This window comes from Streptomyces arenae, assembly GCF_022343545.1.
GTDB classification, from domain to species: domain Bacteria; phylum Actinomycetota; class Actinomycetes; order Streptomycetales; family Streptomycetaceae; genus Streptomyces; species Streptomyces humi.
On the sequence record NZ_JAKQYH010000087.1, the window covers coordinates 128,351 to 140,452 of the forward strand.

The 12,102-nt window shown below is 66.8% G+C and carries 17 protein-coding genes and 1 pseudogene; 3 read left to right on the forward strand and 15 right to left on the reverse strand.

Annotated elements, in window-relative coordinates:
• Positions 1–54: 54 nt before the first annotated feature.
• The 10 genes from MB828_RS39870 to MB828_RS39915 form a co-directional block, all read right to left on the reverse strand.
• Positions 55–384: a hypothetical protein gene (locus tag MB828_RS39870; RefSeq protein WP_301652428.1), complete on the reverse strand. Its 330-nt coding sequence runs from the start codon at positions 382–384 to the stop codon at positions 55–57.
• Positions 378–695 carry a hypothetical protein gene (locus MB828_RS39875; RefSeq protein WP_301652429.1) on the reverse strand — a complete coding sequence of 106 codons (318 nt, stop codon included), beginning with the start codon at positions 693–695 and terminating at the stop codon, positions 378–380. Before MB828_RS39875 ends, MB828_RS39870 begins: the two co-directional genes overlap by 7 nt.
• 2 nt (positions 696–697) lie before the next feature.
• Entirely contained in the window at positions 698–1,111 is a 414-nt protein-coding gene (locus tag MB828_RS39880) for an RRQRL motif-containing zinc-binding protein (RefSeq protein ID WP_301652553.1), read from the reverse strand.
• Positions 1,111–1,761 (reverse strand): GGDEF domain-containing protein, encoded by a 651-nt coding sequence (locus tag MB828_RS39885; protein ID WP_301652430.1) that lies wholly within the window; start codon positions 1,759–1,761, stop codon positions 1,111–1,113. The genes MB828_RS39880 and MB828_RS39885 overlap by 1 nt, the downstream gene beginning before the upstream one ends.
• Positions 1,758–2,777, reverse strand: coding sequence for a DUF2637 domain-containing protein (locus MB828_RS39890; protein WP_301652431.1), 1,020 nt, complete (start codon positions 2,775–2,777; stop codon positions 1,758–1,760). Before MB828_RS39890 ends, MB828_RS39885 begins: the two co-directional genes overlap by 4 nt.
• On the reverse strand, positions 2,774–3,061 hold the full coding sequence (locus MB828_RS39895) for a hypothetical protein (protein WP_301652432.1): 288 nt from the start codon (positions 3,059–3,061) through the stop codon (positions 2,774–2,776). The genes MB828_RS39890 and MB828_RS39895 overlap by 4 nt, the downstream gene beginning before the upstream one ends.
• A 159-nt stretch (positions 3,062–3,220) precedes the next feature.
• Positions 3,221–3,601 carry a RapZ C-terminal domain-containing protein gene (locus tag MB828_RS39900; RefSeq protein ID WP_301652433.1) on the reverse strand — a complete coding sequence of 127 codons (381 nt, stop codon included), beginning with the start codon at positions 3,599–3,601 and terminating at the stop codon, positions 3,221–3,223.
• 83 nt (positions 3,602–3,684) lie between these two features.
• Entirely contained in the window at positions 3,685–3,861 is a 177-nt protein-coding gene (locus tag MB828_RS39905; protein ID WP_301652434.1) for a hypothetical protein, read from the reverse strand.
• Positions 3,862–3,967: 106 nt separating this feature from the next.
• Complete coding sequence (locus MB828_RS39910; RefSeq protein ID WP_301652435.1) at positions 3,968–4,417, reverse strand: DUF3307 domain-containing protein; 450 nt, start codon at positions 4,415–4,417, stop codon at positions 3,968–3,970.
• 34 nt (positions 4,418–4,451) lie between these two features.
• Positions 4,452–5,207, reverse strand: coding sequence for a DUF4097 family beta strand repeat-containing protein (locus tag MB828_RS39915; RefSeq protein WP_301652436.1), 756 nt, complete (start codon positions 5,205–5,207; stop codon positions 4,452–4,454).
• Positions 5,208–5,983: 776 nt separating this feature from the next.
• Here MB828_RS39915 and MB828_RS39920 point away from each other — a divergent pair.
• Together MB828_RS39920 and MB828_RS39925 are read left to right on the forward strand one after the other, a co-directional pair.
• Positions 5,984–6,742, forward strand: a complete 759-nt coding sequence (locus tag MB828_RS39920) for an XRE family transcriptional regulator (protein WP_301652437.1) — start codon at positions 5,984–5,986, stop codon at positions 6,740–6,742.
• Between the two features lie 2 nt (positions 6,743–6,744).
• Positions 6,745–7,218 carry an NUDIX domain-containing protein gene (locus MB828_RS39925; RefSeq protein ID WP_301652438.1) on the forward strand — a complete coding sequence of 158 codons (474 nt, stop codon included), beginning with the start codon at positions 6,745–6,747 and terminating at the stop codon, positions 7,216–7,218.
• Here the strand turns inward: MB828_RS39925 and MB828_RS39930 are convergent.
• From MB828_RS39930 to MB828_RS39940, 3 genes are all read right to left on the reverse strand, one after another.
• A complete protein-coding gene (locus tag MB828_RS39930; RefSeq protein WP_301652439.1) occupies positions 7,206–7,772 on the reverse strand; it encodes an HD domain-containing protein in 567 nt (188 codons plus the stop codon). The two genes, MB828_RS39925 and MB828_RS39930, sit on opposite strands and share 13 nt — an antisense overlap.
• Position 7,773: 1 nt before the next feature.
• On the reverse strand, positions 7,774–8,235 hold the full coding sequence (locus MB828_RS39935; protein WP_301652440.1) for a GntR family transcriptional regulator: 462 nt from the start codon (positions 8,233–8,235) through the stop codon (positions 7,774–7,776).
• 171 nt (positions 8,236–8,406) lie between these two features.
• Positions 8,407–9,543: a helix-turn-helix domain-containing protein gene (locus MB828_RS39940; RefSeq protein ID WP_301652441.1), complete on the reverse strand. Its 1,137-nt coding sequence runs from the start codon at positions 9,541–9,543 to the stop codon at positions 8,407–8,409.
• Positions 9,544–9,846: 303 nt separating this feature from the next.
• On the opposite strand from MB828_RS39940, the gene MB828_RS39945 reads away from it, so the two are divergent.
• Positions 9,847–10,137, forward strand: coding sequence for a hypothetical protein (locus tag MB828_RS39945; protein ID WP_301652442.1), 291 nt, complete (start codon positions 9,847–9,849; stop codon positions 10,135–10,137).
• A gap of 264 nt (positions 10,138–10,401) precedes the next feature.
• Here the strand turns inward: MB828_RS39945 and MB828_RS39950 are convergent, their stop codons facing one another.
• Positions 10,402–10,896: a tetratricopeptide repeat protein gene (locus MB828_RS39950; RefSeq protein WP_301652443.1), complete on the reverse strand. Its 495-nt coding sequence runs from the start codon at positions 10,894–10,896 to the stop codon at positions 10,402–10,404.
• 447 nt (positions 10,897–11,343) lie between these two features.
• A pseudogene (locus MB828_RS47035) lies at positions 11,344–11,568 on the reverse strand (helix-turn-helix domain-containing protein); the annotation flags it as partial.
• Positions 11,569–12,102 lie beyond the last annotated feature (534 nt).

Genomic DNA, 12,102 nt, shown 5'->3' on the forward strand with positions numbered 1-12,102 from the left:
CGGGAGGTGGGCCCGACCGAACGCTGTAGGAGGTGAGCGGTCGGGCCCGTGGGGTTACATGCCGGGCGGGAGTGCACTGCCCGTGGGGAACTCGAAGACCGTGACCAGGACTTCAAGGCCGGGGTCGTCGGCGTAGGCGACGCGGGTGTAGATGACCGTGAACGGGGTGCCGTCGCGGCCGGTGGTCGGATAGGCGCGGACGTCGTGGCCCCAGGCCCGGCGTCGGCTGACCGTGAACCGGGCGTGGGACGCCGGGATCACGCCGTGGACGCCGAACCGGCGGCCGGACAGGCAGACGGCCCGCGCGGAGTCGGCGGCGAGTGGCCGACCGAGCGAGTCACCCGAGCCGCGGAAGAGACGGGTGATCCGTTTCAGGTTCACCACCACCCCGACGACTTCTTGCCAGCCTTGGCGGTGGCGGCCTCGTTCACGATCCGCTGCCGCTCCTTCTGCAACGCGGTCAGCTCAGCGGTCAGCCGGGTCTGCACCGACTGCCACAGCGTGTCGAGCTGCCGTTCCGCGCGGGCGGGGCTCTTGCCCCGCACGAGCCTGTAGGAGCCGCCGGCCAGCCCCCGGAGCACCGCGCGCCGTTCCTGGCCGGTCAGCGGCCACATCTCGCCCTTGCGGACCGCTTCGAGCTTGCGTTCCGTCTGCCGGATCTCGCGGTCCAGACGACTCGTGTTGGGCTTCCCCATGGTCAACTTCCCTTCACGGAAAGGTGGTCGGCGGTCGGATCGGTGGGGGTGTTGGGGTAGGCGCACAGCACGCACATGCCGAGCGAGGTCGGCAGGCAGTAGCTGTAGACGACTCGGCACTTGGGGCAGGTGCGGCGGGCGAGCATCGCCAGCGCGAGCGCACCGCAGCGGCGCGAGGTCATCGGCCGCACGGGCTTGGCCAGGTCGATGCGGTAGAGGTAGGCGACCTGCACTCCGCCCTTGCGGCCCCGGTGATGGCGCATCACCTGTGCGGCGACCGGCTGACCGCCGGGCCGCAGGCCGCGGGCGCGCAGCTGACGGCGGGTGGCGTAACCGTCCGGGGCGAACTGCCAGGGGAACGTGGGGACTCCGAACCGGGCGCCGGACGGGTCGAAGCACTTGCCGTAGGCCGCCATCACGCGGCCACCGCGACGATCGGGGCATCGGTGCGGGCGCCGGTGCGGCCGGCGCGGCGGCCGGTGATGGTGGCGAACAGCCGTCCCAGGCCCGCGCGGCGCATTCCGGCGCGGCCCTGCTTGGCCGCGTACATCGCCTCATCCGCCCGCCGCAGCAGCCCGGACAGGTCGTCGGTGGGGAAGTCGGCGGCGCGCACCCAGCCGAGCGAGACGGTGGTGCGTACGGCCGGGTCCTGGCCGTCGACCGGGCGGGCGAGGACGCCGTGCAGCACGGCGAGCATGTCGGCGGCGGTGCCGTGGTCGTCTATGAGGACGGCGGCGAACTCGTCGCCCCCGAGCCGTCCGGCGACCCCGGAGCGGCCGGCGTGGTGGGCGAGCCGGTCGGCGGTCGCCGTCAGCAGGACGTCCCCGGCGGCGTGTCCGAAGCGGTCGTTGATCTGCTTGAACTTGTCGACGTCGGCCAGCACGACGACCGCGCGCGGGTCCTTGAGTAGGACGGTGGCGCGGCGGGTGAAGCCGTCACGGGTGCGTAACCCGGTGAGCGGGTCACGCCGGGCGGTGTTCAGGCAGCCTCGCAGCCACCACACGTGCACCGTCCACCCGCCGGCGAGCGGCAGCGCGGACAGCAGGACCATGGTCAGGGTGCTCACGCGGCCACCCCCTCGGCACCGTCGCCGGACACCGTGGTGTCGTTGGTGTTCACGGGGTGCAGGGCGCGGCCGTCGGCGCGCTCAGCGAGCAGGGCATCACGCACCTGCCGGGCCGGAGCCGCGCCGCAGTGCAGCGCCTTGCGCAGCGCCTCGCCGTTGATCTGGCTGTCGGGCCACTCGGCCGTGAGGGTGCGGGCCTCAGCGAGCAGTTCGGCCGGCGTGCGCTGCGGCGCAGGGGCCTTGTCCTTGACCGGCTTCTTGCGCGCGGGCCTGGCAGCCTCAGGCTTCGGCCCTTCCGGCACCTTCGGGGCCTGCGGCTCGGGGGCGACCGGCACAGCGGCGGTGGCGGGGGCGAGGTCGCCCATGCGCAGCATCACGCGCTCGCGCCGCGGGGTCTTGGAACGCCACTTCTTTCCGTACTGCTCGCGCAGGTCCGCGCGGGCCAACTGCCGCGCCTTCTCCCGCAACAGGGCCTCGGAGTAGGAGGTGATCTCCCACAGCGTCATGCGGCGCCACAGCGCGAAGGTGGAGGGGAAGGCCAGCAGCCAGCGGGAGAACCGGATCTTCTCCATACGGCGCCCGGTCGCTGCGCCGATGCGGACGGCGTAGATGTGCGCACCGATCTCGGAGAACACGACCCACAGCAGCGGCATCGTGCCGTGCGCGACCTTGGCCCACATACCCTGCCCGGCGGCGACGTTCAGACCGCAGGTGATCAGGGTGAGCGCCCAGGGCACGAACCGCACCCAGGCCAGCGCCATATCCATGCGGATCAACAGCAGGTTGGCGACGGTGAACACCGGAATGGCCACGTCGATACCGACCGGCAGCATCCACGGCGAGGTGAACCCCCAGCGCAGCGCGGCAGCCGACACGGCGTCGAAGGAGGAGATCAGACCGAGCGCGCCGACTGCGGCAGCGGCGAGCGCGCCGACTCCGGCGAGCCCCATTTCCGGGCGGGTCAGCGGCGGCACCCCGGACGCGGGCGCCTCGGGGGTGGGGGGCGTTGTCGTCATGCCGCGACCCCCTTGCGGGCCGGGCGGCGGCGGGCAGGACGGGTGAACGGGGCGACGTCGAACAGGTCCGGGTTGTCCTCGATGACCTGCGCGGCGATGCGGACCAGGTCGTCGGGCATCTCGGGGTTGTCGGCGAGGATGTCGCGCGCTGCGTCCTCGCGGGCCGCGCGCTCCTGCTCGGTCTCGCCCTCCACCCCGAGCCACAGCTCAGGCGGGGTGCCGAGCGCCAGTTCGGCGAAGTCCTCGCCGGAGACGGCCTGTTGGCGGCCGATGTACGCACGCATGAAAGCTCCTGACATGGGAGGGACTGGAAACCGGAGCAGTCGCAGGCGTGTTGGTGAGACGGCGACTACTCCGGAAGAACCCGAGCCGCAGCGCGGCCGGTGATGCGTGCCTCGGCCGGGAGTCGAACCCGGCCTGCGACCATCGGGGCGAAGGTGCGCTCAGCGCTGAACGACGGGCTTGTCCAGGTCGCGGTGGTGAACCGTGACGGTGTACCCAGCCGCGGTGAGCCGGTCGGCGAGGGCGCGGGCGAAAGTGGGGGCGCGGTGGCGTCCTCCGGCGCAGCCGTCGGCGACCGTGACCGCTCCGGCGCTCGGGCCGGAAGCGAACGCAGCCACGGCCGTGGCGGTCGCATCGACCAGCGCGGCGATACCGGGCGTGCCCATCACAGCGGCCCGCACCGGAGCGTCATCGGCGGTCATGTAGCGCAGTTCCGGCGACACGTGCGGGTCGCGGAAGTGGTGACGCAGGTCGATGGTGAGGTGCGCGACTGGCGGCGCGTCGTGCAGGTAGCCGAACGAGACGATCTCGACAATGCTCATGCGAACTCCAGACGAAGCGGCCGGTAATGCGTGCCCCGGCTGGGAGTCGAACCCGGCCTGCGACCATCGGGGCTGTGAAGCGGTCAGCGCTCCCGGCTCTCCAGCTCGCGGGCGATGTCGTTCTGCGCGTTGATCGCGCTGAGCGAGTTGTGGCCCCCGGAGCGCTCGCGGGTGATCAGGTCGTACTCGCGCCGCAGGTCGTCGCTGTCGCGGTTCTTCATGTCGGAGGCAGCGGGGGAAGGGCTCGTACGGAAACGCATGTCGATCTCCCTTGGGGATGTGAGTGGCCCGCTGGTCAGCGGGAGTGCCCCGGGCCGAATTCGATCCGGCGCCCTCACGGCGGGATGCCGGGGCGGTATTGCGGGGTCAGACGGTGGCGACGATGAGCGCGGCGACCAGCAGCCACAGGTGATGGAAGGACTGGTCAAGGGCGTAGGCGCCGGTACCGATGTGCGGGTTGTCGTCGCGGCCGGGGCGCGGGGTGCCGAGCCGGTAGAACTCGCCCCTGCCGGCCACCTTGGCCAGCCACCCCAGCGTGCTCCGGCGGTCCGCCCACCAGTGCGTGACCGCGTCCACACCCAGGCCCAGCACGGTGCCGAGCACCGACAGGCGCAGGTCCAGCAGCCAGACGACCGGCAGCAGGACGACCAACTTGGTAGCGGTCAGGGTGGCGACGTGCCGGGTGTCCGCGAGACGGCCGACCCAGCCGGGACGCCCCTTGTGCGCGGACTGGTGCGAGGTCTGCACCCAGTGATCGCCCACGCTGTGAGCGACGTACAGGGCGATGAACACAGCGGCGAACGTGGCAGCGGCCATCGGTCGACTCCTTGTCGAGAGCTGGGGCGATGGCTCAGCGGTTGCGGACGCTGCCAGAGACGGTGTTGGCCGACACCTGGAGGTACCGGGCGCCGGAGACGCTGTCGGCACTGACGTACCCGGCCGCCGCGTCGGTGGCCTGCATCGTGATGTCGCCGGAGGTGGTGCCCAGGGCCGCGGCCCGGCCGTCGTACAGGCCCACCTTGATGTCGCCCGACACTGACCGAGCGTTGACCTGGTCGGTCACCCGGCCGACGTTGATGTCACCGGAGGTGGTGTTGGCCCGGAGCTCCCGGACCCCGTCGGCGTTCAGGTCGCCGGAGACGGAGCGGAACTCCATCCGGTCGACGTAGCCGAAGACGTCGGCGTCGGCGGCCTGCGAGACGACCGCGAGGGAGGAATGCGGGGGCAGGCACACCGTGGCTTCGATCGGGCTGACGGTTGCCATGCTGTTCGTGCCGCCGGAGACGATCCGGCCGTTGACGATGGTCATGGCGGTCACCGATCCGTAGACCGTGCCGATGTTCTGCACGATGCTGTTGCCGCGACGGCTCTGCACCATCACGTTGCCCGGCATCTCGGGTACCTCGATGCCGAGCACCTGCCCGTTCTGCGTGCTGCGCGCCCGGTTGACGGCGTCGGCCGCCGGCCTGGTGTGGTCGTCCGTACGCAGCACCACGCGAGCGGTGGTCAGGCTGTCGAGCACCTGAACCCGGACGCCGCCGACCGGCGGCGACAGGCCCAGCACTATCGGGCCGGAAGTAGCGGAGACAAAGGTGCGCTCGGTCATGGGGGCTCCTGATTTGGAGGGACTGGGAGCCGGAGCAGTCGCAGGCGTGTGGTGAGACGGCGACTGCTCCGGAGGACCCGAGCCGCAGACTGCGGCGGGTGAGCGCCCCGGGCGGAATTCGATTCCGCGCCCTTCACGGCTGGGTACCGGGGCAGTGACCTGGCTTTACCGGTGCGCCTTTATCAAGGAGCACCGGTTCGAGCCGGGTAGTCGGTCGCGTCATCGTCACTGCTCTGACGCCAGCAGGGCGGCATGCAACAGGTGGCACCCCGAAGGGGGTGTTCTCCAGAGCCGGTGCAGGTGGCTGTGCCGCCGACGACTTCACCCGGTCGTCTCGGGGGCGGTCTTCTCATCCCGCCACGTGCGTTGGGGCCCCGCTGTACTTCCCCACACCCGAGATCGGGTGGCGCCTGCCAGGCGCGTAGGGGGAGAGCTTCGTCCATCGCGGCGGTTTGCCCCCGGACCCTCGCCCTGGGCACCTGCCGTGACCGCCGCTCTCGCGTCAGCCCCGCACGATCACTATTCAGTTCTCAAGCACGTGCGACATCAGCCGCGTTCGCCGTGTTGTTCCGTTCGGTGACGCAATACCTGTTTTACAGGTACTGCATAGGGGTCCGTCAAGTACGGCGACGGAACCTCTTGGTTTTGCGCCGGGACTTCTTGGCGCACAATCAGAATCGCCCCAGGTCAGGGGAGTTCGTTACCCCCTACGTGGACAGCTCCCGATCAGCCCACTACCGTCAAGAGCTCCCTAGATGTCCCTCGAAGGGGTGCAGATGTCCAACGAGCGGTTGCGGTCAGCCCTGTTGGCACGTGGCATGACCGTTCAGAGCCTCGCGGACGAGATCAAGGTCAACGCGAAGACCGTGGAACGCTGGATCACGCAGAGAAAGGTGCCGTACCGACGGCACCAGTACGCAACGGCAGCGGCGCTCAAGGTGGACGTGACGACGCTGTGGGAGGACTCCCGAACTCAGGACTCCGCAACTGACCTGAGCAAGGCCGAGATCGTGACCGTTTACCCTCATCGGCACGTCGTGCCGTCAGATCTCTGGCGCGAGATGTGCGAGCGCGCCACGGAGTGCATCGACATCCTCGTGTACGCCGGGATCTACCTGGCGGAAGACCCTCTCTTCTTCTCGACATTGAAGGAGAAGGCCGAGAGCGGTGTCCGCATCCGAGTCCTCATGGGCGATCCAGAGTGCGAAGCCGTCACCCAGCGCGGCATCGACGAAGGGCATCGCATTATGGGTGGCAAGATCCGCAACGCGCTCATCAACTACCGCCCGCTGTTCATGAGCCACCCCGAGATTGCTTTCCGCCTGCACGACACGGTGCTCTACAACTCGATCTACCGCGCTGATGACGAGATGTTGGCCAACACGCACGTGTATGGCCTCGGCGCCTACATGGCGCCGGTGTTCCATCTGCGGCAGCTCCCCGGCGGCAGCCTGTTCGACACATTTGCCAATAGCGTTGAGCAGACCTGGGAAGGCGCCAGGCCAGTAACCGAACACGACATCACGGGAGCCTAAGCATGGGACGCATCGACTACTTGCACGACCCGGACGCTCCGCCGGCCAACTCGGTCGTGCCCTCGGTCGTGGCGTTCGTCCAGAACGACGCGGGACAGGTGCTCATGATTCAGCGATCCGACAACGGACGTTGGGCGCTGCCCGGCGGTGGCCACGACGTGGGTGAGTCCATCGGTGACACGGTGGTCCGAGAGGTCTGGGAAGAGACCGGGATCAAGGCGGAAGTCGTCGACATGTCCGGGATCTACACCGACCCTGGTCATCGGATGCAGTACGACGACGGCGAGATCCGTCAGCAGTTCAGCATCTGTTTCCGCGCGCGCCCGGTCGGCGGTGAGCTGCGGACGAGCAACGAGACGACGCAGGTCCGCTGGGTCGACCCAGCGGACCTGTTGAAGCTGGACATCCACCCCACGATGCGGCTCCGGATTGAGCACGCGATGGACCGGACGCGGCCTGCCCCCTACATCGGCTGACGCTTCCCGGCAGCGACCTGGTCGAGGACGCGCGACGTGCACGCGAGGATTTCGGGCTCGGCGCGACGGATGAACTTCCCGATCAGGCTGTCAGGCCCGTACCGTCCGGCGATCTCGTTGACCCGGTCGACGGGGTTCGTGGGCGTACCGTCCGGCGTGGTGTTCATGTCGCAGTAGCAGAGCGCGTCATTGAGATGCGCCGCTTCCCGCGGGAACTCGCTCTCCAGCTCCTCACGCAGGCCGCGTGCTTCCGCCTCCATCCACGCGCACGAGTGGTGGGCCACAAGGTTCACGACTCGCGGCTCAGCGTCCGCGACCTCACGGAGGTACCGGGCGCCGTCGAGAGGGTGGAAGCCTGTCTTGGCGAGATCCGGCGAGTAGCCGATGTCATGCAAGACGGCCGCAGCCTCCAACAGCTCCGCATCCTGTCCGAGGACGGGCGCGATGCTCCGTGCCCGCTCGGCGACGCCCAAGCAATGTGCCCACCGTCGCGGCAGCGGCTCGGCGAGCAGCGACTCAGCGAGGGGGTAAGCCCACTCTGTCAGCTCCGACAAGCTAGGAACGCTCCTCTCGAATCGGCATGGCGCGGACGGTCCGCACCTTGCCCTGTCCCGCACTCGCCAGCACGCCGGCGGCCTCCAGCTTGTCGAGCGCCTTGGTCACGGTGGGGCGGGAGACTCCGAACCTGCCCATGAGGTCCGATGCGCTCAGGAAGGCTGTACCCACCTCGAACCCCTCGGCGGGGATGAGGTCAGCGATGCGCTCGTCCAGGGGCCGTTGGTCGACGTGCTCACCTTTACGTACGACGCGCCAACGGCCACCCGCCACTGGTTCGGCTACGCCATCCCTCTGGAGAGCTTTGAAGGCACGGAGTACGACGCCGCGCGAGACGTTGTGATCACGCATGAGATCAGCGGCAGACGGAAGCTCCCTGATGTTCGGATCCGCCTCAATCTGGGCCTTCACCACTTCCGCGACCTGCAAAAACGTCCCCCGAGGGCTGACCTGCTGCGACACGCGCTCTCCCTCCTTGCCTGCTCACCATCGTGCTCAAGCTTCCCACGTTCGATTCTCCCGAAGGTGAGGATCTCAGTCTGTGCAGCTGGCCCTGTGACTGTCTGGACCGGGTACGACGCCGGCACCTTGCTGTTCGCACTGGCGAGTGAGACTGCGGCGTGCGGTGTGAACTCATAGCTCTGCGGCTGTGGTCTCGGTTTCGTTGACTTGCGGGCTATTTGCTCCGTCGTCATCAGTCGGAGCAGGGGCAGGCAGCAACACGAGAGCTTCGAATAGGTCGCGGACTGCTGCGGGCATACCTCGAAGGAGGGCGCGAGTGACAATGATCTCCGCAGGGGTCTGTAGCTCCACGGCCCGACTCAGAACCTTCCTCACGTTCCTAGGCTTGTCTTTCTGTGCTGCATCTACCCGGCGCAGAGTCTCGCCGGGGCTATACCCCCGGCGTGCTGCTCGCGATCCGGTATCGCCATCTTTTTCGGCGTCTAGTAAATACGCAGGAGGGGGTTCCGGGGGGCGCGTCGCTTCTCGCAGGTTGAGAAGCTGCATTTCAAGCAATGCGATCTTAGTTTGCACATCTCCGTAGGATGACTCCGCACTTCTCTCATCCTCTTTCGCCGCTTGGCGTTCCTTCTCTGTATTATTCTGTTCCTCTTCCGCCTCGCGGCTTTCTGCCTGCTCTAGTTGCCGCTCTAGTTGGTCGCACTTCTCTTCCGCGAGTTCTCTTGCTTTAATTGCCTCCCGGAGTTGGCCACGCAAGATCTCTACTTCTTGAGCCAGTGAGTCTCGTTCGGATTTTAGGTCTTCTGTGTCGCGCGAAAATCTTTCGACCTCAGCCCCAACAGCTTGCCGTTCTGCTGCCCGTGCGGCTCGAAGAGTATTGATTTCGACGTTTAGGTGATTCACCTGCTGTTGCAGGTCGTGCACGGCGTTCCGTAGCACCTTTTCCAGCGAGGCAGCTTCACGGGCCTGCTGGTCTGCTTCCTCTAGTAGGAACTGCAGGTCTTGAGAGCGTCGCGCGCTCCCAGTGCCTGCGGCCCGGATGTAGAGATCACGTAGGAGCGCTACGGCGTCCTCGTTTGCGGGTTGCCCTTTGACCTCTGAAACGTGCTCCAAGAGCAACATAATGAAGGACCAGGGCGGGACTCTTGCTCCGCTCAGATAGCGAGAGAGCGTGCCCTTGTCGGTACCGCAGCGAACTGCATACCTGCCCATTGACAAGTTGAGCGCCTTGAACAGTGTGCGGAGAGCTTCAGCTAACGCCCTCTTTGCTTCTGACAGATCCGCGGCGAGTGGTTCAAGCTGCGCCATCTCTTCCCCCCTGCGTCGTTGCACTACCAGCAACGTTTTCGTTGTGATCCCCGCAACGCCACTGTTGCTGCCCTAGCAACGGTAGGTATCTGCTGGTCAGTGCGCCAAGCGCCAACCCAGCGATGCGAATTAAGCAACTCTCTTTCTGCCTGATCCGTTGCCGTTAACGCAACCCCAATGTGTCCGATGTCACGCCGTTGCCATTTTTTGCAACGCCTGTGCGGGCTGCTCTGTCGCCCCACGAGGCTGTACAACTCCCTTAGCCGCCGACGCGGCCCCCGACCCCTCCCCGAAAGGTGCACCGTGAGTTCCGGCAATTCGAATGGCCACCTTGGCGCCCGGTTTTTTGATCTTCTTGCATTCTTCGGAATCCTCTTCTTTGTTCTCGCCTTGGTCTGGCTGGGCACGGGCGCCGCCGTGATCGCTTCGATCACCGCACTCGTCGGCGTATGCGGTCGAATCTGGATCGCCATCACGCGTCCGACGGGAGCCACCCGTGCGAGCAAGGCGAAGATGGCCCTGGGGCCGAATAAGTGGCACGCGAGCTTTGAGGCCGAGAGTCGCAGTGATGGTGACGACGGGGCGGATGCCTAGTCGCATCGCACCCCCCTGGTGACTCGGCGTAGACCGAGCGGCGGCGGCTCGATCGAGCAGTAGATCCCCCGCACGTCCCCCAGGGGAAACCTGCAAGACGAAAGCCCCAGGTCATGTGGTGAGGGGCCAGCCCGCTGTAAATCTGTCGGCTTCGCTTTTCCCGATCAGACTCCTGACGCCGCTGCTTCGGAGAACTCTTCCTCTGGCCTGCGGAAGCGCAGGCCAGAGGAAGACTCATCATTGCGCCGTTGAGACGGTTCATGGTCAGGCGTCGACACTTGCCTCACCCTCTCTTCGATGCGCAGCTTCCATCTGCCACTGGGCGAGGTTGCTGCGGGTGGTGAGGGTGTCGGGGTGGTCGGGGCCGAGTACCCGTACTTGGTCGGTCAGCAGGTCGGCGAAGGCAGCGGCGGCGCCGGCGCTGTCTCCTGCCTGGCCGCGGAAGTGGGCGAGGTTGCTGCGGGTGGTAAGGGTGTCGGGGTGGTCGGGGCCGAGTACCCGTACTTGGTCGGTCAGCAGGTCGGCGAAGGCAGCGGCGGCGCCGGCGCTGTCTCCTGCCTGGCCGCGGAAGTGGGCGAGGTTGCTGCGGGTGGTGAGGGTGTCGGGGTGGTCGGGGCCGAGTACCCGTACTTGGTCAGTCAGCAGGTCGGCGAAGGCAGCGGCAGATGGTTCCTGGCGCGAAGCCAGCGCGTCTCGCTGCTTCTCTAGCTCGCGGACACGACGTGCCAGGCGTTCCATTTCGGCCTGTTGGTCTTGCATCAGTTCCATCAGCGCTTGGACCCGGTACTCAGATCTCCTCAGCCCTGATTGGGCCTCTTCGATAGCAGAGGCCAGGAGACGGAGTTCTGTCTCCTCTGCGACGGCACTACTGGGGGCGCTGCCGACAACTGCTCCCTGTTGGGCCTCGGACCACAACGTGCGGATGGCGCGAAGTTCTGAGTCGCGCTTCTGAGCGGGTAGCGGTGCTGTCAGCACGTTAACCAGAGCATTAAGCGTTCCCCAGGTCGCCGAGGCAGGGGAGTTCACTGCTCGATGCGTGGTGGTCCGTCCGAGATTGGCGTCGGTCGCGAGATTTGACAGAGAGGGGCGTCCCGCCTGGTTGTACAGCCCTTGAATCCTTGCAAATAGCGACTCCGCATGGTCGGTGGAAGGCGCTTCCCGCGCTCGGCGTTCCTCGGCAGCAGAATGCCACAAGTGTTCGAAATGATGGATGTCGCCTCGACAAGCGGCAACGATCGCTCTCAACAAGGCCAGCGTCGGAAGGACCTGTCCGCTGAGGGCGCGTGAGAGAGAGGCCTTGCTGAAGTGGGTCTCAGTGGAGAGGTCTTGTAGCGACAGTGCGGCCTGCGAGCGCAGCTCTCGCAACTCGCTTGTGAGCCTGGCGAGAGCGGGCGGACTGTCTGCTGCTACGGGCCGCGTGCGCCGTGGCATCGGTGAGCGTTCCCTTCGTTCGACGTTTTTCGGTATTGTTCAGTACGTCCTGGACTGCTGGTTGGTCAGGGCTCGTCGTCGTGCCCGCATCCTCTAAGGCAACTGTGCCTGAGGGAGTACCTGTGAGCGATACATCATCGGCAATGCCTGCGCTGATCTGCGCGGTGGCCTCCACTTCGCTGCTTGTAGGACTGGTTTCCTTCATAGTTGCCCGAGCGGATGGCGTGGCCCCCGCGTTGGCGTTCTTCCCGGCCGGTGGGGGCTTTGTGGCCAGTGTGGTGACCTGCGGCAGCGTGATAGATGCTCTCGGACTGCCAGCTGCGCCTGATGTAGCGGCGGTTCTGAGGGTTGTCGCAGCACTGGCTTTTTCGGCGTTGGTGGGTGCGGGGGCGTACACGGCTGCCCGTGCTGGCGGATTGACGTGGCCGAAGTGCACGTTCGCGGCTGGTGGGGGGTTCGCTGGCTGCATGGTTGTGGTGGCTGTGGTGTTCCACTTCACAGGCCTATCGTGACCTTCGGCTCGGAAACTTTGGA